17 protein-coding genes are annotated in these 21,178 nt (G+C 53.0%); 11 read left to right on the top strand and 6 right to left on the bottom strand.

The annotated features are described in order from the left end of the window. The first annotated feature begins 18 nt into the window (after nucleotides 1-18). Together R3C20_02425 and R3C20_02420 are read left to right on the top strand one after the other, a co-directional pair. Nucleotides 19-516 carry a M50 family metallopeptidase gene (locus tag R3C20_02425; protein ID MEZ6039332.1) on the top strand — a complete coding sequence of 166 codons (498 nt, stop codon included), beginning with the start codon at nucleotides 19-21 and terminating at the stop codon, nucleotides 514-516. Between the two features lie 361 nt (nucleotides 517-877). Further along, a complete protein-coding gene (locus tag R3C20_02420; GenBank protein MEZ6039331.1) occupies nucleotides 878-1,666 on the top strand; it encodes a DUF6348 family protein in 789 nt (262 codons plus the stop codon). A 183-nt stretch (nucleotides 1,667-1,849) separates the two neighbouring features. Here R3C20_02420 and leuS read toward each other — a convergent pair whose 3' ends face one another. Next, on the bottom strand, nucleotides 1,850-4,564 hold the full coding sequence (gene leuS / locus R3C20_02415) for a leucine--tRNA ligase (protein MEZ6039330.1): 2,715 nt from the start codon (nucleotides 4,562-4,564) through the stop codon (nucleotides 1,850-1,852). Nucleotides 4,565-5,049: 485 nt separating this feature from the next. Here leuS and R3C20_02410 point away from each other — a divergent pair, with 485 nt between their 5' ends. The 8 genes from R3C20_02410 (at nucleotide 5,050) to R3C20_02375 (ending at nucleotide 14,337) form a co-directional block, all read left to right on the top strand. After that, the gene (locus R3C20_02410) at nucleotides 5,050-6,354 is read left to right on the top strand and encodes an acetylxylan esterase (protein ID MEZ6039329.1); all 1,305 of its coding nucleotides are present in this window, start codon (nucleotides 5,050-5,052) and stop codon (nucleotides 6,352-6,354) included. Between the two features lie 93 nt (nucleotides 6,355-6,447). Then, nucleotides 6,448-6,966 carry a hypothetical protein gene (locus R3C20_02405; GenBank protein MEZ6039328.1) on the top strand — a complete coding sequence of 173 codons (519 nt, stop codon included), beginning with the start codon at nucleotides 6,448-6,450 and terminating at the stop codon, nucleotides 6,964-6,966. A 218-nt stretch (nucleotides 6,967-7,184) separates the two neighbouring features. Beyond that, nucleotides 7,185-7,946 carry a creatininase family protein gene (locus R3C20_02400; GenBank protein ID MEZ6039327.1) on the top strand — a complete coding sequence of 254 codons (762 nt, stop codon included), beginning with the start codon at nucleotides 7,185-7,187 and terminating at the stop codon, nucleotides 7,944-7,946. Nucleotides 7,947-8,356: 410 nt separating this feature from the next. Next, nucleotides 8,357-9,352: an MFS transporter gene (locus R3C20_02395; protein ID MEZ6039326.1), complete on the top strand. Its 996-nt coding sequence runs from the start codon at nucleotides 8,357-8,359 to the stop codon at nucleotides 9,350-9,352. A 147-nt stretch (nucleotides 9,353-9,499) separates the two neighbouring features. Beyond that, nucleotides 9,500-11,113 carry a peptide chain release factor 3 gene (locus R3C20_02390; GenBank protein ID MEZ6039325.1) on the top strand — a complete coding sequence of 538 codons (1,614 nt, stop codon included), beginning with the start codon at nucleotides 9,500-9,502 and terminating at the stop codon, nucleotides 11,111-11,113. 153 nt (nucleotides 11,114-11,266) lie between these two features. Next, entirely contained in the window at nucleotides 11,267-11,803 is a 537-nt protein-coding gene (locus R3C20_02385) for a peptidylprolyl isomerase (protein ID MEZ6039324.1), read from the top strand. A gap of 132 nt (nucleotides 11,804-11,935) precedes the next feature. Then, the gene (locus R3C20_02380) at nucleotides 11,936-13,093 is read left to right on the top strand and encodes a hypothetical protein (protein MEZ6039323.1); all 1,158 of its coding nucleotides are present in this window, start codon (nucleotides 11,936-11,938) and stop codon (nucleotides 13,091-13,093) included. Further along, complete coding sequence (locus tag R3C20_02375) at nucleotides 13,093-14,337, top strand: PQQ-binding-like beta-propeller repeat protein (protein ID MEZ6039322.1); 1,245 nt, start codon at nucleotides 13,093-13,095, stop codon at nucleotides 14,335-14,337. The genes R3C20_02380 and R3C20_02375 overlap by 1 nt, the downstream gene beginning before the upstream one ends. A gap of 195 nt (nucleotides 14,338-14,532) precedes the next feature. Here R3C20_02375 and R3C20_02370 read toward each other — a convergent pair whose 3' ends face one another. The 4 genes from R3C20_02370 to hflK form a co-directional block, all read right to left on the bottom strand. After that, entirely contained in the window at nucleotides 14,533-15,843 is a 1,311-nt protein-coding gene (locus R3C20_02370; protein ID MEZ6039321.1) for a hypothetical protein, read from the bottom strand. Between the two features lie 57 nt (nucleotides 15,844-15,900). Then, nucleotides 15,901-16,908: a hypothetical protein gene (locus R3C20_02365; GenBank protein MEZ6039320.1), complete on the bottom strand. Its 1,008-nt coding sequence runs from the start codon at nucleotides 16,906-16,908 to the stop codon at nucleotides 15,901-15,903. After that, complete coding sequence (hflC, locus tag R3C20_02360) at nucleotides 16,883-17,992, bottom strand: protease modulator HflC (GenBank protein ID MEZ6039319.1); 1,110 nt, start codon at nucleotides 17,990-17,992, stop codon at nucleotides 16,883-16,885. The genes R3C20_02365 and hflC overlap by 26 nt, the downstream gene beginning before the upstream one ends. Before the next feature lie 63 nt (nucleotides 17,993-18,055). After that, complete coding sequence (gene hflK / locus R3C20_02355) at nucleotides 18,056-19,111, bottom strand: FtsH protease activity modulator HflK (GenBank protein ID MEZ6039318.1); 1,056 nt, start codon at nucleotides 19,109-19,111, stop codon at nucleotides 18,056-18,058. 308 nt (nucleotides 19,112-19,419) lie between these two features. Here hflK and R3C20_02350 point away from each other — a divergent pair, with 308 nt between their 5' ends. Continuing rightward, on the top strand, nucleotides 19,420-20,397 hold the full coding sequence (locus R3C20_02350; protein ID MEZ6039317.1) for a hypothetical protein: 978 nt from the start codon (nucleotides 19,420-19,422) through the stop codon (nucleotides 20,395-20,397). Nucleotides 20,398-20,584: 187 nt separating this feature from the next. Here R3C20_02350 and R3C20_02345 read toward each other — a convergent pair whose 3' ends face one another. Further along, the gene (locus tag R3C20_02345) at nucleotides 20,585-21,091 is read right to left on the bottom strand and encodes an acetolactate synthase (protein MEZ6039316.1); all 507 of its coding nucleotides are present in this window, start codon (nucleotides 21,089-21,091) and stop codon (nucleotides 20,585-20,587) included. Between the last annotated feature and the right edge of the window lie 87 nt (nucleotides 21,092-21,178).

The following is a 21,178-nucleotide window of genomic DNA, read 5'->3' as shown; positions in this document are numbered from 1 at the left end:
TTGAGGACATGACATCGCATGGATATTGATGAGGTCACTGCATGGCACGAAGCTGGACACGCATTCGCTGCGGTCTGCCTCGGGGCAACAGTGGAGTCCATATCCATCAGTCCTGACCGGGATGATGGCCCCCTCCGTTCCGGAGATACAGTCGTTCGATGGGAACACCGTAGAGTGTCCGAACGCCAGCTGATGGAACGAGAAGTGATGGTTATTCTGGCAGGACCAGTGGCTGAGATGATTCATCGCAACGAGTCATTTCACCCGGCAACCGTTGCTGAATGGGCCATGGACTGGCAACAGGCATGGGAAAAAGCGTCATTTGAAAAGTCATCGCCGAAACGTCTGGCAATGCTCGAACAAACTACACTTCAACTCTATCGGGTATTTCGGCAGGATCAGAACTGGGCCATCATCGGAGCCATTGTGGATCACCTGCTGGCCTATGAACAAATGGAAGGCGAAACAGTTCATGAGATCTGTGAGTCTGTCGAAGGATTGTTGAGGAACGGCTGACCCCTGATCTACCCATGACGACCATCTGATGGTCCCGATCTGAAGCGATGTTCGCGTTTGGAAGAAGCAACGCATGTTCCATGATGTTCATTGACTGGTTTGTGTTCGGTTTCCCAATCTGCTGCAATCTTTTCCCAACGCTGATTGTGAAGAACCTCACCTGTCGCCATAACTCAGCCCACCGCGTCGGAAGGCGGGATGCCAGTCGTTGACACTTGCGCGACACTCGTAACGTTTCGCGGGTCTCGCAGTATGACTATTGTGCCGGGATACAAAGACTTGCCTGAGTCCCGGCATTTTGACTAATCATTCATTCCTGAGCAGATGAAATCGTCAAACGATTTCAAAGGAAACAGCTTCGATGCGATCGCATTTGCTGTTGATTCTTGTATCGACAATGCTGGCTGGCTGTAATAACAACCCGTCCGGGACCGAACTTTCCGGCGGAGGTCCTGCTGGCAACGACATGACTCCCGAACAGGACCTGGGATTAAACGAGCCGTTACCGGAATCAGAACAATACTTCCGCGACTGGTTAAAGGGCCATGGTCACGAGGACCTTGTCACCGACGACAATGGAGTCGGTCTGAAAGACAGTCCCGTCCGTTTGAAGGCAACGCTCTACGGGGTGAATGAAGAGGGCGATGGGATCAGTGTTGAGACCCGCTTTGCTATTCTTCTGCCGGACGGTCGCGAAATCATCGAGTTTCTGGCCGGGATGGGAGAAACCAGGGAACAGGCGATCTCAGACACGTTTCTGAATTTCACGGTGACAACATTCCATGGAGTCTACTCTGGATTTCTGAATCCCAATGACGAACACATGGTTCCCGTGGACGTGCAAATCAATGGAAAGGTGCGTCCCGTGATTTCCGGCGATGTCTACATGCGAAGTTCCGAGGAGAATCGTGAATCGGTCGACCTGCAAAAAATCAGTGAAGAAGTCCGCAGGATGCTTTCGACATTACCTCTCGATGAAAAATCGCACTGGATGAAAATTGTCTATGGGCAGGCAGACGGACAGGTGATTTCTGTCTCAGTCACACTTGATAATCAGCCAGACGACGCGCTGACGGCAACGCTGGCAGAGCTCAACTGGCCCAGGACGGAGCAATTCTACATGGTCAAACAGTTTGTCGTGATCCCCTGAGCACTCGACGCGCACCAGGTTCACGGAGGCTCGCCGTATCGTCGGCCGAACTGCGCACGGCAACTTCAGGCCGGATGCAGACACAGCGCAACTCGCTAATGAAGGGCAAGGCCACCAAAGCTGGCCACCTTGCCCAATCCCGATGTCACAGTCCGATGTCACAGTCCGATGTTAATCCGGCGGTTAACGAACCACAAAGTTCACCATGCGACCGGGAACCGCGACGACTTTGACGATGGTCTTTCCTTCCAGATTCTTTTGAACCGCCTCATCTGCTTTTGCGGCCGCCTGCATCGCATCGGAATCTGCATTAGCCGCCATGATAATCTTTGCTCTGAGCTTACCATTCACCTGGACCGGAATTTCAATCGTATCCTCAACCAGCAGTGTTTCGTCCCATGCTGGCCACGATTCAAAGGCCAGCGTACTGCTGTGCCCCAGCACAGACCAAAGTTCTTCCGCTGCATGCGGAGCGAATGGGCTGAGCAGCAGGACAAATTGTTCGAGTACAGATTTCGGACGAACATCCTGCGTCAGCATGAAGTTAATAAACTCCATCATGCGACTGATCGCCGTGTTAAAACTCAGCCGATCGATGTCCTGTGAAACCGCTTTGATGGTCTTATGAAGTACGCGTAATTGTTCTTCGGTGGGAGCGACTTCCTGAACAGAAAGGTTCAGCGTGACTTCCTCTGCGCGTTCATCGACGATCATTCGCCAGACACGGCTGAGAAACCGATAGACACCTTCGACGCCGCTCATCTGCCACGGCTTCACCTGTTCCAGTGGGCCCATAAACATTTCATACATACGAAGCGAATCAGCGCCGTATTCGCGAACAACGTCGTCAGGATTGATAACGTTGCCACGTGACTTGGACATCTTCTCCGCTTTACCGCTTTCGTCCGGCTCCCCCAGAATCATGCCCTGATTGACAAGTTTTTGAAAAGGCTCCGGGGAGCTGACGTGGCCACGGTCGAACAATACCTTGTGCCAGAATCGCGAATACAGCAGGTGCAACACCGCGTGTTCAGCACCACCAACATACAGATCGACAGGCAGCCAGTATTTTTCCTTTTCCGGGTCGATAAAATGTTCGTTGTTCCTGTTGTCACAGAACCGAAGGTAATACCAGCAACTGCCAGCCCATTGAGGCATGCTGTTGGTTTCTCGTTTCAGCTTCACACCGTCCTTATCCGTTTTGTAAAGCCATTCGTCGGTGGCTTTGGCGAGCATTGGTTCGGGTGTACCGGTTGGTTTAAAGTCTTCCATATGAGGATGCAGCACAGGCAGTGATTCGGGCGAATCGGCTCGCATCAGACCGGTTGGATTACCATCGGCATCCAGTTCGTGCCAGATCGGAAACGGTTCACCCCAGTATCGCTGGCGACTAAACAGCCAATCGCGAAGGCGGTAGTTCACAGCTTCTCTGCCAATGCCGGCCGCAGTCAGGTCTCTTGTGATCTGAGCCTTGAAATCAACGGTGGCAAGTCCGTCGTACTTTCCGGAATTGACCGCAACTCCTGTTTCGGTGAAAGCGGCATTCTTCGTATCGGCCTCGTGCCCACTGTTCGGCGCCGGGGCAACAACCTGAGTGATCTCGATACCGAATTCCCTGGCAAACTCAAAGTCACGTTCATCATGAGCAGGTACGGCCATGATCGCTCCAGTGCCGTAACTGATCAAAACGTAGTCTGCGATCCACACCGGAACTTTGGTTCCATTAACCGGATTGATCGCGTATCCGCCAGTGAAGACACCGGTCTTTTCTTTGGCCAGATCGGTCCGATCGAGATCGCTCTTCAATGCGGCTTTCTGGCGGTATTCTTCCACCTTTGCTTTTTGTTCCGGACTTGTGACGACATTAACCAGAGGATGCTCCGGGGCGAGAACCATGTAGGTCACACCAAAGAGCGTATCCGGACGAGTCGTGTAGACACGAATCGTGTCGGCAGCAGGTTCATCCGGGAATGGTTTCCCCGACAGTGGAAATCCGAACGCATTCAGGGCAGAACCTGCGGATGACTCCGGAGCGTCATGTCCACTCTCAATTCGAAAATCCACTTCAGCACCAACGCTGCGCCCGATCCAGTTCCGCTGCATATATTTGATGGATTCCGACCAGGACAGATTTTCGAGTTCGCTGGCGAGTCGATCGGCATAGGCAGTAATGCGAAGCATCCACTGCTTGAGCGGCATGCGAACAACCGGATATCCTCCACGCTCACTCTTGCCGTCAATAATTTCCTCGTTAGCCAGCACGGTGCCAAGAGCAGGGCACCAGTTCACAGGAGCCTCTGAAACATAGGCCAATCGATGTTTGTCCTGATACCGCCGGACGGCTTCGTTACCAGCGGCGGAGACGTCATCCGGGATGGGCAGTTCGCTGATCGGCCGACCTCTGCCTGTGCGTTCCACGCCATCAGGACCTGTCCATTTGCAGTTGGAGTCGTACCAGGTGTCGAACAACTGCAGAAAGATCCACTGGGTCCAGCGATAATAGTCCGGGTCGGTCGTGGAAAGTTCACGCGTCCAGTCGTAACTGAATCCCAGCATCTTCAGCTGGCGTTTGAAGGTCGCGATGTTTTGCTCAGTCGTGATGCGAGGATGCGTGCCTGTTTTGACCGCATGTTCTTCCGCAGGCAACCCAAACGCATCCCAGCCCATTGGATGCAGCACGTGTTTGCCCTTCATGCGAGCATGGCGGCAGACAATATCGGTTGCGGTATAACCTTCCGGATGCCCAACATGCAGGCCACTGCCGGACGGGTAAGGAAACATGTCCAGCACATACAGTTTTTCCTTCGACGGGTCCGGGCCATCCATCTGAAAGATCTTGTTGTCGTCCCAGTATTTTTGCCAGCGAGCTTCAATGCGTTTGGCGTCGTAACGAGGCATGATCGGCTTTACTTATCTGTTTGCAGTGCTGTTTTACGGTCGAGACTTCATTTAAAGTCGAGACTTCACGGTCGCGAATGGGCCAGAAAACGGCCCTTTCAGGAACCGAAGTTTACGGAAGGACACCGCCGACGCAAAACGAGTTCTGTTCGACAATCAGATTCAAAAATTCAAACGGACACGGCAGACGGCAGCTCCGTGATTCGCTGGGTTTCACATGCGGGCGAAGCAACCCGTCTGGGCGAATGACGACAAACCGGACAGAAGGCCCTTCGGTCATGAATTCCCGTATCTCGGTTGACGCAGAGCCTGCACACTGCTTTTCTTCCGCTCAGGAATCACCTGTTTGCCTGACGGGAATCCGGCACCGGGTCGTGCGGACATGGCGGGATTGTCACATCATGGGACCGCGTTCTGCGTCCGTTCGTCGGTGCTCGGCCAGTTTCAGTTTCTGCGGATCCAAATACGAAGCGGATGAAAACACAATGATGAATCTTTTCAGCCAGCGACACCTGATCGGGTTGTCCGTTTGCCTATTTCTGATGGTGTCTCCCATGTCGGACGAAGTCTACGGCGATGAGTTCAATTACGACGAATCCAAAGTGCCGCAGTTCACGTTGCCCGATCTTTTGAAGGCTCAGGACGGATCGGTTGTCGATTCCGCGGAAAAGTGGGTGAAAATTCGTCGACCGGAAATCCTGCAGCTGTTCGCGGATCATGTTTTCGGCCATCTCCCACCGGCCGTGAACAAACTTCGCACGCGCATTCGCAGTGAAAAGAACGACGCAGTTCAGGGAAAAGCAATTCGCAGGGAAATCACGGTCTTCTTCACCAGCGAAGACGACGGCCCACAAATGGACATGCTTGTTTACACCCCCAAAAGTGCAACCGGGCCGGTACCTGCATTTATCGGACTCAACTTCAATGGTAACCACACCGTGGAGGACGATCCGGCAATTCACATCACAACGTCGTGGGTTCGCAACAACAAAGATCTGGGAATTACGGACAACCGGGCCAGCGAAGCCTCGCGTGGGAAGTCTTCCGGGCGATGGCCGGTAGCAGAAATCATTGGTGCGGGCTACGGGTTGGTAACCATCTACTACGGGGATATAGACCCGGATTTCGACGATGGCTTCAAGAACGGCGTACATGCCATCTGGCCGGAAAGCCAGAACCGCACCGCGTCAAGCGGTGGCTCAATCAGTGCGTGGGCATGGGGCTTAAGTCGAGCCCTGGATGTGCTGGAAGTCGACCCGCTGATTGATGGCAGCAAGGTCGCCGTGGTCGGTCATTCTCGACTGGGAAAGACATCACTCTGGGCAGGTGCCACAGATCAAAGGTTTGCGATGGTGATTTCCAACGATTCCGGCTGCGGTGGGGCGGCACTCAGTCGCCGTGCGTTTGGTGAGACGGTGAAGCGCATTAACACGTCATTCCCGCATTGGTTCTGCATGCAGCATCGTACCTACAACGATAACGAAACCGCCTCTCCCGTTGACCATCATATGTTAATTGCACTCGCTGCCCCCCGACCGATTTACGTGGCGAGCGCTGAAGATGACAAATGGGCAGACCCGCGCGGCGAGTTCCTCTCCGCTCAACTCGCCGGATCTGTCTACGAATTACTCGGCAGGAAAGGGCTCCCTTCCAACAGCATGCCTGCTGTGAATCAGCCTTTGGTGGCCGACGTCGGTTATCACATCCGAACGGGTAAACACGATATCAATGAATATGACTGGGCCCAATACATCAAATTTGCCAATCAGCATTTGAAGGGGAATCATTAAGAAAGCCCAGGTGACCTCGGATTGACAGCTGGGGACATAATCAGGAGTAAACTCATTGGTATCTTCGATTTCCTGAAACGAAAGCAACCAGAAGTGTCCCTTGAAACGACATCTGAAGAATCAGGACCTTCTTTCCATTACACACTGGCTCATTTTGCACTGCGCACAGTTGCCCTTGCGGATCCGCTGCGATTCCTTGCGATTGTGGCGTCCCCGGATGGGTTTCGTTTTCTCCAGTCGCTGATCGATCAGGTTGCAGACCACCTGAAGACGGATCCCCCGTTTGATGTCTCGGAGATTTCGTTTCATCCGAGGCGAGTAAAAAACCTGCCGTGCATCGTGCTCGTGATGCCGTCTCCGACAGAGGTGGCAGAGGCTTACATGGTCGCCTGTGTGCTGATGTCGCATTCGGGAAAACCTCTGGATGCCAATATTCGGCCAGATGATGTGACGGGCCGATATTTCACACTCGAAAAAGGTTTTCACATGGACGGCTCACCTCGCACGGTGCTCGCGGAGTGGGATCGGCAAGGGTCACATTCAAACTTTGGTGACGGTCCCGACGTAACTGTCGATGCATTTCTTGAAGCTCTGGCAGGCTTCAACTTTTGAATCAGATTGTGTGCAGATTGCGGATCTGCAGTGAGAGCGCCATGCCTGGCTCTCCAGCCGGAAACCACTGAAATGCTGTTCCGTCGGTTGTCTGGATCATCTGTTCTCACACAAAGTTCCTGCTTCGGAAGTTGCTGATCGTTTGCGATTGAGTATGGTGCGTTTCGTTGATTGCGAAATGCTGCTCCATCTGCTCCTTCCCGATTCAGGGCCCGCCCATGAACCTTGCCGACCTGACCTGGCCAGCTATTGATGCATTGGACCGAAAAACACCGATTGTCCTGCCGATTGCAGCACTGGAACAACACGGGCGGCATATGCCCGTTTTCACCGACAGTTTGCTGTTAGGTGAAATCATGAGACGTGTTCAACGATTGCCGGTTGCTTCGCACATTCTGTTTGCTCCGCTGCAGTGGTTCGGCAATTCGCATCATCATCTGGATATGCCAGGAACAATGTCGGCGTCGCCGCGCCTATATCTGGATTTGCTGCAAGACATGGCGGAAAATTTCATCGTCCATGGATTCCAGCGGATCGTTTTTGTGAATGGTCATGGCGGAAATACAACACCATCCCAACAGGCGTGTTTCGAGCTTCGGCAAAAGTACCGCAATCGGAGTGATCTTCTGCTGGCAGCCTTAACCTACTGGGATTCCGCTCGACCATGCGACACAATCGACGGTTTAACTCAGAACGAAATGGGGCACGCGTGCGAATGGGAAACAAGCATGATGCTGGCACTTCGCCCGGAACTGATTCACGGAAATCCGGATGATGTGCCGGAAGTGCCGTTTGGTTCCGGTGCATCCCCTGGTTATCGAGGCTGGACAATGCCGGACCGAAGTACACCCGGACATATTGGTACGCCTGCTGACGCGACTGCCACGAAAGGCGAAGCGTTGTTCGAGGTGTTTGCCACTGGGGTCGCCGGATTCCTGCACCGAGTCTCCACATGGGACGGACAGCACTGGAACGTCTGACGATTGAAAGTTTCATCGGCCCAGAAATCCCATCCAGGCCGCCCGTCATAAAATCGAGAATGAACCCAAAACCTCCGGAATAGCAATGCTCCCAAACGAAGAAAAAACCTGGTGGCCCTGGGCTGTTTGTGGACTGTTGCTGCTCGCAACGATGCTCAATTATATGGACCGGCAGGCACTGTCGATTGTCGCGCCGACTCTGAAGACCGAGCTTGGAATTAATGATGAGTATTATGGCGGCATCGAAGGGAAATTTGGGTACGCCTTCGCGGCCGGCTCACTGTTCTTTGGATTTCTCGCTGATCGACTGGGGCCCAGATATCTGTATCCGTTTGTGCTGGCAGGCTGGTCATTTGCCGGGATCGCCACGGCGGCGGCAGGGAATCCCGAAATCACCAATCGCTTCTGCAATGCATCGGAATCACCGGACCTGGGTATCTACAGGTACCTGTTGCTTTGCCGGATTGTTCTGGGCTTCTTTGAGGCTGGACACTGGCCCTGCAGCGTTACTGACAGTGCGAGCCATTCTGGGGAAAGAATCGGACGGCAGCGTGGGATCACTGCAGAGCGGGGCATCGCTCGGAGCCATTCTGGTTCCCGTCTACATCGGGATCACAGAAAGCTGGGGCAAAACATGGGAGTTCCCATTCTGGTCCATTGGAATCGCTGGCTTGTGCTGGATCCCAGCGTGGTTTGTGCTGATCCGAGGTCGAAATCTGATGCAGATCAAATCGGATGTGCAGAGCAATGCAGCAGCAGGGTTGCCGGCGGGCGGGAATCAATCAATGGCAGGCAACAGACTGGTTCGCTGCGTGATTTGCCTCGCCATCATGATTGGATCACTGAATATTAGCTGGCAGTTCCTCCGCGCCTGGATCATCAAGTTTCTGGTGGAATTTCATGGATACACGGATACGCAATCTCGCGTTGTTAATGTCGTTTACTTCATCGCCGCTGACGTTGGGTGCCTGCTCAGCGGAGCACTGATGACGGCTCTGCTGATGCGTAACTGGAAGAAGCAAAATGCGCGTCTGCTGGGCTTCTTCCTGTTCTCTTTGCTGACCATTTGTGGAGCGGCGATTCCTTACGTCCAGCCCGGGATACTAATGATGGTATTACTCTGTATCACCGGCGCCGGCATCCTTGGGTTGCACCCGTTTTACTATTCACTGGCTCAGGAGTTATCTGCCCGTCATATGGGTTCGCTCAGCGGATTGCTGGCGGCCTTCGGATGGGTTTGCTCAGGCCGAGCTCAGGAATTGATCGGTAGGGAAATTGAAGCCACGGGGAGTTACGAAAGGGGCCTTTTGATGGCGGGTCTCGCCCCGCTGATCGGATTTGCCTCTCTGGCGTTTCTGTGGCCTAACGACGAACAGGTCGAACCGACTGCAGCCACGAGCCCCTGATCATCTCACCCGGCAGACAACTAAAGGCGGCTCGTTTTCACAGGAATCCGATGTGTGTGCCGACGAGTGACGGATTTTCGGATCGCCACTCGCTAAGATCCCGTTTCGCGGTTTCTTGTCTCTGCATTCTGGATATTCGCAACGCCCATGTCTCAGGTTGACCCCGTCGTCGCTCGCGAAACTGCGATGCGACGAACATTTGCAATTATTTCGCACCCGGACGCCGGTAAGACGACGCTGACAGAAAAGCTGCTGCTCTACGGTGGCTGCCTGGAGGTGGCTGGCGCAGTGCGCGGTCGCAAGACTCAGAAGTCAGCGACTTCGGACTGGATGGCCCTTGAAAAACAGCGGGGGATTTCAGTCAGTTCCACTGTGCTGGCGTTTGAATACGACGGTGTGCAGGTCAATCTTCTGGACACCCCCGGTCACCATGATTTCAGTGAAGACACCTACCGTACACTCTGCGCGGCCGACTGCGCTGTAATGGTGATCGACCTTGCGAACGGAGTCGAAAGTCAGACAGAGAAACTGTTTAACGTTTGTCGAATCCGAAAAATTCCGGTTTTGACTTTTGTGAACAAAGTCGATCGCCCCGGGAAGGAAACTCTGGAAGTTCTGGAAGACATCGAAAGTAAACTGGGGATTGTGCCTGTCCCGGTAAACTGGCCGCTCGGGACAGGTTTCGACTTTCGCGGCGTGATCGATCTGAAGACGAAGATTGCCCACCTGTTTGAAGAACGAGATAACCTCCACCGGCTTGGCTCACGCCCGGTGCCTCTTGCTGAAGTTGATACTTCGACAATGCCCCAGGGCATCGTCGAGCAGGCACTGGAAGAGGTTGAGCTACTGGAAGCTGCCGGGGCTGAGTACGATCGAGAACGGTTTCTCAACGGAGAAGTTTCCCCTGTATTCTTCGGCAGTGCGCTGACCAATTACGGTGTCGAGGAATTCCTGAAGGGGTTCTTGAAGCTGGCTCCCGCTCCGCGCGACCGTAACAGCGACATTGGAATGGTGCCGACAACACGTCCGCAGTTCGCCGGTTTTGTGTTCAAAATCCAGGCAAACCTTGACCCCAGACACAGAGACCGCATTGCTTTTCTGAGAGTCTGTGCGGGGCGATTCGAGCGTGAAATGGAGGTCTTCCACCCTCGACTTGGTAAGAAGATCAAACTCAAACGAGCCCACAAATTATTCGGACAGGAACGAGAAACCATGGATGAAGCCTATCCGGGCGATATCATCGGGCTCGTCAATCCGGGTGAATTCCATTTGGGGGATACGATCTGTGTCGGGGAGCCATTGAATTTCGAATCCCTTCCACAATTTTCGCCGGAATTCTTTGCAACAATGATTTGCACAGATACCGGTCGTCGCAAGCAGTTCGAACGTGGGCTCACTCAGCTGATGGAAGAGGGCGCAATTCAATTGTTTAACAGCCCCAACACGGCCCAGAAACAGAACATCATGGCTGCCGTCGGGGAACTTCAGTTCGACGTCGTGAAATTCCGTTTGAAATCAGAGTATGATACCGAAACCGAGGTTCGGTGGATGAACTACAAGGTAGCTCGCTGGGTTGTGCCAAAGCCTGATTGCAAGTCTGAGCTGAACCTGCTGTCATCCAGCCGGATGGTTGAGGATCAATACAGCCAGCCAGCCGTCCTGTTCCTTTCTGAATGGGAAGCTCAGCATTGTGAAAAACAAAACCCGGAGTGGGAATTTCTGACGATGCGATTTCGAACCGGTACCCCGGTTGGGAAGTAGTTTCCCAGGGGTAAGGTTTCGCCTGCTTGTTTACTTGTACGACCAACACGTTATTCACCAGGACTTTCGTTTCGATTTGCCTGATGGCAATGCCAAACGAAATCCAGAACCAGATTCTTTATCTCAGCCATGATCTTTAGGAGATTTTTCAGGATGGCCGCCAACCGACAATCTGAAGTCACAGCCGCAGTGAAAGACATTGACTTCGAAAAAAACGATTACCAAATCGAACTGAAGACGAATCATGGAACAATTACACTCGACCTGCTGCCTGATGAAGCTCCCGGCCATTGCATGAATCTGATGGGCCTTGCTCGGATCGGATTTTACAACGGAGTATCGTTTCACCGGGTCATCAATGGGTTCATGATTCAGGGTGGTTGCCCCAACGGTACTGGCACGGGAGGTCCCGGCTATACCATCAAGGCCGAATTCAACGAAACACCTCACGTTGAAGGTGTGCTTTCCATGGCCCGAACGAACGATCCAAACTCGGCTGGTTCGCAATTCTTCATTTGCCTGGGGACTCACGACTACCTTGATCGTCAATACACGGCATTCGGACGAACGGCTGATCAGAGCAGCCTGGATGTTGTAAAAAAAATCGGAAATTTGCCGACGGATCGGGGTGACAAGCCTACAACACCTGCAGTCATCGAATCAGCCACCGTGGTCGCAAAGCCGCGATAGATCGACTTACTTTCGGTAAAGGGTTCCAGAAAATGTCGCTCCGGAATCTCTAACAAAACTTCGACTCTGTCTCGAAGTTGGGCTGCTCGTGTGAACAAGCCTGCAGGAAAACTGAATCAGTGGAGTAGCATCATGTACTTTCGGTTGTTCGTGCTGTCGGCGTCACTGCTGACAATTTCGATGACAACGGGCGAGGCATTCGCATCCGATGACATCGACAATGCGATTCAGTCTCTTCGAAGTGTCAAGCCGGGAAGCATCGGCGCGGCAAGTGCTCGAAAAGGACTGATCACCCTGCGATCAGCAGGGCCGCAACAGTTGCTTCCGCTGTTAAAGGCCTTCAGGGGAGCAGACCCCCTGGCTGCCAATTGGCTGAGGAACGCGTTCGATACCGCCGCCAGCTCAGAACTCAGCGAAGGACGTCGACTTCCGCAGGAAGAACTTCTTGCTCTTGTATCGGACCGATCGCAGTCTCCGACGGCAAGGAGACTCGCCTATGAGTGGCTGCTCCGGCAGTCGCCTGAACTTGAAGACCAAGTGATCCCGGACATGCTGATGGACCCAAGCCCGGAATTTCGCAGAGATGCCGTTGCAAGACTCATCGAGCAGGCGAAGTCAGCCAACGACGCTGACACCGCTGCAAAGACTTATGCCGAAGCAATGAAAGGCGTCGTTCACGAAGATCAGGTCAAGGAGATCAGTAAAGCCCTGAAGGCAGCTGGTCAGCCAGTCGATGTGCAGGGTCACTTCGGCTTTCTTGCGTCATGGAAGATCATTGGTCCTTTCGACAACAAGGATGAGAAAGGATTTTCCGCTGTCTATCCGCCGGAGACCGAAATCAACCTCGATGCCGAGTACGACGGACAGTCCGACAAAGTTAAGTGGCAAGCGATTACAACAGAAGATGACTTTGGTGTCGTCGATATTGCAAAGCAGCTGGAGAATTACAAAGGCTCACTGATGTATGCAACGACCACATTCACGAACGAACGTGAACGTGACGTGGAAATTCGACTGGGAACTCCGAACGCATGGAAACTCTGGGTCAATGGTGAACAGGTCTTTGAACGTGAGGAGTACCACAGAAGCTCACAGATGGACCAGTACAAAGTTGAAGTTCATTTGAAAGAAGGCCCGAATACGATTCTGATCAAGGTGTGCCAGAACGAGCAAAAGCAGGAATGGGCACAGCGTTATCAGTTTCAGGTTCGAGTTTGTGATGCGACCGGAGTCGGCATTCCACAGGTCGTGAAGTCAGCAGAGGTTCGCAAACAGGGAGCACGGCAATAATGAAACAATCTCCGTACACCATGTGCTGGGGCTCAGTATTTGTCGCCCTGACATTCGGTATTTGCCTGCATTCGAATACAAACGCCGGTGCCAGCGACTGGCGACAATTTCGTGGGAACTTGTCCAATTCTGTCGCGGCCGACTCGAACTTACCCACTGAACTCAGTGGAGGAACGGTTGCCTGGAAGAAGCCGTTGCCGGGCCGCGGTTTATCAGGCCCGATCGTTGTTGGCGGGCGATTGTACCTGACCGCAAGTTCAGGGTACGCTCAGGACAGGTTGCATGTACTGTGCTTCGACGCGGAAACTGGCGAACAGATCTGGGAACGACAGTTCACGGCAACAGGCCGGACCGGCTGCCATGACAAGATGTGTAACGCAACACCAACAATGGCCAGCGATGGCACTCGCGTCTTCGCGTTCTTCAGCAGCAACGACCTGATTTGTCTGGACCTGGACGGAAATCTGCAATGGTACCGCGGGCTGGGAAGCGAATTCCCAAATGCCAGTAACAGTTTGGGAATGTCCAGTTCTCCAATTGTCATTGGAACTTCAGTTGTAGTGCAGGTCGAAAGCGATGCAGAGGCTTTTGCCTGCGGTATCGATGCGGAATCTGGTCAAACGAAATGGCAGATTGAACGGCCGCGTGCAGCAAACTGGACGTCCCCCACAGTCTTGCCTGCAACTGAAAGCCATCCTGGCCTGGCATTACTTCAGTCATCCAAAGGTGTGGCTGCTGTCGATCCTGAGACGGGAGAAACTGTGTGGAATTTCGATAAGGGCGCGTCAACAATTCCCTCATCCACCGTTTCTGAAGGACGCGTAATCATTCCGTCCAATGGACTGACGATTCTTCAGCCGTCCGAAGACGGGAAATCGTTTGAGCAACTTCTGAATGAATCCAGTCTGAGCCCTTCGACTCCAAGTCCGGTCGTTGTGAACGGAATCTCCTATACGATTAATTCAGCAGGAGTCGTCAGTGCCGGAGATCTGAAAGACGGCAAACGGATCTGGCAGTTGCGTTTGAAAGGCCCTTTCAGTGGAACGCCCATCGTTTCGAATGGGTACCTGTATGTCTTCAATGAAGGCGGGACTGCCTTTGTCGTCAAACTGGGCTCCGACAAGGGGGAATCAATCAGCGAACTGGATTTAGGCGAAACGGTCCTGTGCAGCCCGGCGGCATCGGGCAATTCACTTTATGTTCGAAGTGACGGCCATCTCTGGAAGTTTGCAGATCCTCAATAGTTTTCCTGTCCACAAACAGATTCAGGCGGGAATTTATCAGGACGTGCCGCGAAGTTTAACGATGGAGCTTTGAGCAAAATCGCCGTACTTCCACGGAAATTTTGCGGACAGCTTTGTAGTCGGAGCGGGAGCAACTTTGGCTGCTCCCGCTTGCCGACCGACTGGGTCAGCCTTCATTATCAGTCGAGCCTGATGTCAGTTGCGACCCGGTACCATTGGCTGGACCCACGCTCGTTCAAATTCGCCCGGCTCAGATGGATTCGGGTGTTTTTGGGACGAATAGACGACGGCTCGAACATAGATTTCGTTGCCGCTGCATTGATATGAAGCTGTGACCCCTTCCACACTTTTGAGGACACGGCCAACGTCTTTGCTGTACCGACGTGTGAATTCATCTTCCAATTCAGGCGCCAGCGCTGCTGGATCGGATGAATCGTCAAATCCCTTGAAGGTCCCGATAAAGTCTGTCCGATAGGTGAGTCCCTCCTGTGGTCGAATTTCGATCGACAACGTCCTGCCATCCGCTTTTATGCGTTCCAGACTGACACCACTACTGGAATAGAAGTTTCCCGATTCGATCGCTGTGACCAGGGCATCGGGCGTGAGTTCACTGGCCAGAACCATTACCCAGCCTCGACCCGGCTGACTACCACCATCACCGGGCTTCCGGTGGTAGGCGTGTCCATCATCGGTGGCCAACCCATACATTAAAGGAAGGTCCAGCTTTGCCAGTCTCCAGGTGTTCACGATATCCCAGATCTTTTCGGTTGATGCGTGGACGCTGTCGCCGGAATTATGAACGCCCGGATGCCCGTTGTAGACTTCAAAGAAACGTTCACCAGCGACACGCATCAATTGGCGTGCGGTGACGGCGTAACCAAAGTTTGGGTGATTCAAATGAACCAGCGTCTTCACTCCGGTGCGTTCACGTCTGGCCTGAGCAGCTTCGACGTTTCTCTGGATGACCTCCGTGATACTCTCACCGCCAAGAGGTGGCAGCAATTCATCCACATTGGTCGCGCACATATGGACCGGGAGATTCTTGTACTTGTCAGTAATCTCTTCTCCCTGGATTAACAGGTATTCCTGAGGCACGGCGAGGCGATCAAAGACCTCATCGAAATTCTTCAACCGCACTTCCTGACGCCCATCCTTTTCACGGGTATCGATCCAGTCCGAAGTGAACTTTGCCTCAAGCTTTTTGAATGCATCTTTTCCGCCCTTGTTTTTTTCGACATCGATCCATCGCTCCTTGTTGTGCAGAACGTTGTGATCTGTGAATACAAGAAACTGATAACCGCGTTCCCTGTACCACGAGGCGATCATTTCCGGATAGTCATCCCCGTCACTCCACAGTGAGTGGGTATGCATGTTGCCTCGATACCAGTGTAGTCTTTCCCCGGCTTTCAGATCTTGAGCCTGCAGGCGGAAAGAAGTCATCTGTAGGAGGACCAGAAGGACCAGAATGCATCGTGGCAAAGAAAGAGCGAAACGCAGGGTCGACATGAATTGACTCCGTAAGGTAAGTTCATAAACGCTGTTCAGCATTTCATGCTGGCAGGTTTAATCTTCAAGCCTCACGTTGTCGATCAACAGGATCGAGTTTTCTTCTGGTTGCCCTGTAAACCATTCCACCCGATGGATTGCACTCAGATCCATCACGCGGTCGTTCTTCAGCGACGAAACCTCATCGAGTCTGATCGCAATGTGTAATTCAGATTCTGCGGGTACCGTAAAGGACTTCTGAAAACGATCGTCGGGGTCAAAACCACTTCGCTTATGCAGTTCGTCCTGAATCTTGAGTGTGATCTGCTGCGATACTCTCCCGGGATTACGAATATCGAATGAAAATTGTCGATACTCGCTCCAGTCCGGAATCGGCCAGACCAATGTTGCACCGGAAAACCGAGCTCGACGCAAAGTCACCATCAGACAGTGATCGCCATCAGTTGACCAAATCGATGTTCGCTCAAGCCTGCTGTTAAGGCCATGCCAGATTTCGATTTCCCGATCGCGTTCCAGTGAAGAGAGCAGGGGCATTTGCTGTCGCTGAATCAGACTGTCGACGATCGTTGCCAGGGGAGACCACGACGAAGCAATCAACACAAGAACAGAAGCTGCCAGTGGTGCCGAGCGTTTTGATCCCGGACTCTTCATTGCCAGGACAAAGAAACATGCAGCCAACAGGCCCAGCGTGTTGGCCAGAACATCCCCCAAACTCGAACTACGACCAACCAGTCCCTGCCCAATTTCTCCGGCAACGCCAAGAATGACCAGAAATAAAGCTGTGAACAACAGGTTCGAAATCGTCACATGCCGGACTGGCTGAAACCAGTTCCCCAGTCCCACAGCAGCAGGATCCTGGACGCCAACCACTACAAGCAGCACGATGCAAAACGCCGGGGCGTGAGCAAGGTTGAACAACTCTGCCCAGATGCGGCCGTCCCACGGAAACGGAAACAACAGCCCGAGCGCACCGACGCCCAACACACCGAGCACAATCAAGACACGCGATGCCACCAGCTTTGCTCGAGGGTGCCGCCCATCATTGGGCAACATTTGAACGTTCATGGTTGTCGCCGGAATTGGTCGGGGGCAGTTTGTCCGCCTTGCCAGGCTCCTTTAATAGTCGCAGCAAGTCATTGTCGGTGGTCAGGATCATCCGCGTGTCTGCCCCCAGCGATTTCTCGTAAACTTCCAGTGTTCGCTGGAACTGGTAAAAGTCGCCGGTAGTACGAAGCGCCTGCGCATATAGCTCAATGATCTCTGCCTCCACTTCCCCCCGGATCCGTTTACTCTGTTCTTCACCTTCTCCGAGGATCTTCTCAACCTCGGCACTCGTCTGGTTCAGAATCTCAGCCTTACGCTGAACCCCTGCATTTTTGTGCCCGGAGGCAATCGAATCCATGAACGCCTTCAGGCGTTCAAACGCAGCAATACGAACAGACTGAACAAAGCCAATACTGGAGATTCCGACATCGACAAGTTCGATTCCGCGGTCCAGTGAATCACCGTTGCCTTCAGCACCGTCACCCACGATTTGCGAACGAATCCGATTCCGAATCTCATCCAGAATCTTTTCTCGACCAAACCGAATATCAGTGACCTCGCCCGCATGGATCACGTCGTGTGATGTCATTGGAACCGACGCGCTGTCAGTAGCGCTCGTCGCCGACACAGGATCCATTCCCAGTGAATAGGTCAATTCACGGTTACTGCTTCGAACAACCTCTGACAAATCGTAGGATGTAATGACGTCACGAACACCAGCACGAACCCGTTGTCGCACTTGTTGTTCAGCATTGTCCAGGGTTTGAAGCACCCGAACAAACTTCTCCGGATCCGTAATTCGCCAGATCGCCCAAACCGAAACTTCAATTTTCTTACCATCGCGGGTTGGAAGATCAACCAGCATGTCATCGCGGGCATTCGCCCAGAACTGTCGAGTCCGGGGAACGCGGCGTACTTCCTGAATCAGCGGAATTTTAAAGTACAGGCCGGGCTCCTGGATCCCTCGAACCGGCTTTCCAAACTCAACGACAACAGCCATCTCGCGCGGACTGACGGTAAACATTGAAGACATCGCTAATGCAAACAGCATAAAAGCGATAAACGCAAGATGCGAAGTCCTGAAAGATCGAGCATCCGCTGACATATTGTCACTCACTTGAAAAAGGCCCATAGAATCCGAAGGGCGTAAATTCTAAAAACGCTTCAGTCAGTCGTTGTCTCGGTCCAGCTGAAGCAGAGGCAGAAGCTGATTCAGATCCGAATCAATAATCGTTTTGTCTTTGACAGAAGAAAGCACTCGTTCCATCGATTCCAGGTAAAGTCGGCGGCGCGTCTCCTCCGGGGCCTTGGCGTATTGTTCATACTGGGCCATCAGCGAATCTATTTCGCCCTTCACTTCTGACCGCCGCCTTGCCGCATATCCTTCTGCCTCGCGAATCGCTTTGTCGCGTTCAGCATTGGCTTTGGGTATCAGCTCATTTCGCTCGCGACTGGCCTCATTGATGTATTTATCCCTCAATTGCACGGCTTCATTCACCGCAGCAAAGGAAGGTTTCACCTGCTCAGGTGGAGTAACTCGCTGCATTTGAAGGTCGGTGATCCGAATACCGCATTCGTAAGTATCAAGAATGCGCTGAGTTGCGAGTTCGGCTTCCTGGCCAATCTCACTTCGCTTTCCTGTCAGTACTTCATCGATCGAATAGTCACCGACAAGTCGATTCATCACAGTTCGCCCCACAACACTGATCACTCCCTGCAGGTATTCGTCCTGCTCCAGTGAAGAATCGTGAAACGTAAACAGATACTGTTGTGGATCTGATATCTGCCACTGCACAGTCCATTCGACGGCTGCTGCATTCAGGTCTCCGGTCAGCATCAGGACATCTTCTTCAGACACATCCGGAGCCACACGACTGGATTCCGCCCCAATCGGCAGGCGCAGGGTGCGTTCTCGCATATCGACGGAAAGCACTTCGTCCACGAAGGGGATACAAAAATGAAGCCCCGGCTCTGATGTGGTCAGAAACTTTCCGAACCGCAGAACAACCGCTCTTTCACTTGGTTCCACGGAATACATCGACCGGCTTCCGAGCACCAGAACCGTCACAATCGTCGCAACGAGAGCAAGCACGCGAACAAACCGTACCACATCCTGCCTGTTAATTTCGATTCGCTGATTGTTGGCTGTCACAAAGAACTCCCTGGCGTGAATCGTGTTTACAACTCCGGACCGGTCAAAGTCCGGATTCCGTAAAACTGCCACTGAAAACGGGCACAGGAGCGTCTGGATCACGGAAATCTACCAATTCACCCAAATTCCCGACGCGGAATCTCTTAGTGCGGATCCTCCCCGCATTGGAATCAATGCCATCGGCAGGACTCGGTCCAGAGCTCCAACCGGTACAGCCGATAAATCTTTCGGGCGCACTCATGTTTCGCCCAATTCACCTGTCTTTCCTTCAGAGAATAACCGCAGGAGTACCGATCAGATTCTATAGGTCCCTACACCCTCACAAATTGCCTCATCATCAGGCATTCTCAAACATCAGGGACGGAAAGAGACTCGGTACGATGAACTGCGAACTCACAATCATTGGAAACGACAAGTCCGCATTCGAAATGGCGGACGTGGCAACTGCAGCTGGAAAACAAACACTGGTTGTCCTGCCCGAAGCCAGGCATTCGGCATGGATGACAGCACAAGCCCTGCGACACATCGTCACGAACCTGATGGTGGATGCCACCTTCGCACGTCGCCAATTGATGAAGTCCCTTGCTACACCCAAACTGCTCAAGCGTATGGTGATGCGGGCTTTGACAGAACAAACCTATCTCGCGATCGATCGGCTGGATGCAATCGGCGCCTGTGTGATACCGGGCGAAGCCAGATTCGTCAGTTCCCGTGAACTAACGATTTCAACAGGAATCAACTGCGGCCAGCGCTCTGTCGTATCTGACAACATTGTCATCGCGACCGGGGTTCGACATACGGCCACGCATCGCCCATTGGGTCTGATGCCATTTCACCGTCCGGAATCTCTGTTCGAAGGGCAAATGTTGCCCCGGACTTTGACTATCGTCGGTGGCGACGAACCGGGTGCAGGACTGGCCGCGTTGTTTAGCATGTTCGGTGTTCAAACTCGGCTTCTGACGCAGGACTCAGAGAGCAATATGGTTGAACTGGCAGAGGACGCCGGAGTCGAGGTGATCACACTCGCCACGAATTTCGAAGACCTCGCAGATGAACTGGTGAAACCGGCTTCGCTCGACGTTGTTGACTTCCGACGGGAAGTGGGCTTCACGGATCATCTGAATCTGCCGTGTATTGGCGTCGAAACAGATGAAAACGGTCGACTTTGGTGCAACAGTTCGCTGGAGACGTGGACCACAGGCGTCTTCGGAATCGGAGAAGTTGTCGGATTCTCGTCCGAACCCCCGGCGTCATCATTCCGCCAGGCTTCCCGGATTCTGAATCGAATCACTCACCGAATTCCACGGCCGAATTTCCTTCGCAGTCCAGCGGCAATACCTCGCACTGCTGGATACTAGCAGCCTGTTGAATAACGGGACTGGCTCAAGCAGGAGACCTTAAAAACACGATGGTTTCCAGTCGTCCTGCGTGCCTGTCCCGGTTTTTCAACGGACAACTAAGGGCCGGAGAGTCCACAGCGCAGTCTGACCGAAAGTTCAGACCTCAGAGGTTCCGCCGCTGAGCTTAACAGGCCGTCGACACTGGCTAAAAGAACTCATCGTAGGCCAGCAGGTCATCTTCAGTAATCAACTCGTACTGGCGTTCCCTGAGCACACGCAGAGCTTCATCCAGCTCGTTGACGTAAACGGCAACTGCTCCGCGACCATTCTTTCGATACATCAGTGGATAAACATAATGGACGTTCAGCTCTGCCGACATCAGGCTGCCAAGAACTGACGTGTGAGGCTGATCCGTGTTCGGCAGAAGGACACCGATGATATCTGTTTCAAACATGGTGACATTGGCAAATGTCAACAATTCATGTGCCCGCTCGTAGTTGTTCACGATGATGCGAGCCACTGCACAATCAGCAGAATCCAGAATACTCAGCGCGACGATTCTCAGGTCATCCCGTTCGACACGGCGAAGAATATCGTGCAGAGATCCGACACGATTCTCCAGGAAAACGATAAACTGCCGCAGGCATGGCCAGTCACGTCCTCGCGAAGTTGCGGGTCCCACAGATGCATCATCACCAAACGCTGAACTCATTGGCATCTTCCTCTGCGGTCCACACAGACAAACAAACGATAACCGAATCAATGGCGCAAACTGGAAAGCGGTTCCTTCGGAATGGCA

The sequence above is a fragment of the Planctomycetaceae bacterium genome, assembly GCA_041398825.1.
GTDB lineage: Bacteria > Planctomycetota > Planctomycetia > Planctomycetales > Planctomycetaceae > F1-80-MAGs062.
Note: the sequence above shows the minus strand (reverse complement) of the source record. Positions and strands in the feature narration are given on the sequence as shown.

Bases quoted from the DNA above. Each gene is read 5' to 3' on its own strand.
- R3C20_02425 (MEZ6039332.1), top strand. From the start codon at position 19: ATGGATATTGATGAGGTCACTGCATGGCACGAAGCTGGACACGCATTC.
- R3C20_02420 (MEZ6039331.1), top strand. From the start codon at position 878: ATGCGATCGCATTTGCTGTTGATTCTTGTATCGACAATGCTGGCTGGC.
- leuS (MEZ6039330.1), bottom strand. From the start codon at position 4,564: ATGCCTCGTTACGACGCCAAACGCATTGAAGCTCGCTGGCAAAAATAC.
- R3C20_02410 (MEZ6039329.1), top strand. From the start codon at position 5,050: ATGATGAATCTTTTCAGCCAGCGACACCTGATCGGGTTGTCCGTTTGC.
- R3C20_02400 (MEZ6039327.1), top strand. From the start codon at position 7,185: ATGAACCTTGCCGACCTGACCTGGCCAGCTATTGATGCATTGGACCGA.
- R3C20_02395 (MEZ6039326.1), top strand. From the start codon at position 8,357: ATGCATCGGAATCACCGGACCTGGGTATCTACAGGTACCTGTTGCTTT.
- R3C20_02390 (MEZ6039325.1), top strand. From the start codon at position 9,500: ATGTCTCAGGTTGACCCCGTCGTCGCTCGCGAAACTGCGATGCGACGA.
- R3C20_02385 (MEZ6039324.1), top strand. From the start codon at position 11,267: ATGGCCGCCAACCGACAATCTGAAGTCACAGCCGCAGTGAAAGACATT.
- R3C20_02380 (MEZ6039323.1), top strand. From the start codon at position 11,936: ATGTACTTTCGGTTGTTCGTGCTGTCGGCGTCACTGCTGACAATTTCG.
- R3C20_02375 (MEZ6039322.1), top strand. From the start codon at position 13,093: ATGAAACAATCTCCGTACACCATGTGCTGGGGCTCAGTATTTGTCGCC.
- R3C20_02370 (MEZ6039321.1), bottom strand. From the start codon at position 15,843: ATGTCGACCCTGCGTTTCGCTCTTTCTTTGCCACGATGCATTCTGGTC.
- R3C20_02365 (MEZ6039320.1), bottom strand. From the start codon at position 16,908: ATGAACGTTCAAATGTTGCCCAATGATGGGCGGCACCCTCGAGCAAAG.
- hflC (MEZ6039319.1), bottom strand. From the start codon at position 17,992: ATGTCAGCGGATGCTCGATCTTTCAGGACTTCGCATCTTGCGTTTATC.
- R3C20_02350 (MEZ6039317.1), top strand. From the start codon at position 19,420: ATGAACTGCGAACTCACAATCATTGGAAACGACAAGTCCGCATTCGAA.
- R3C20_02345 (MEZ6039316.1), bottom strand. From the start codon at position 21,091: ATGAGTTCAGCGTTTGGTGATGATGCATCTGTGGGACCCGCAACTTCG.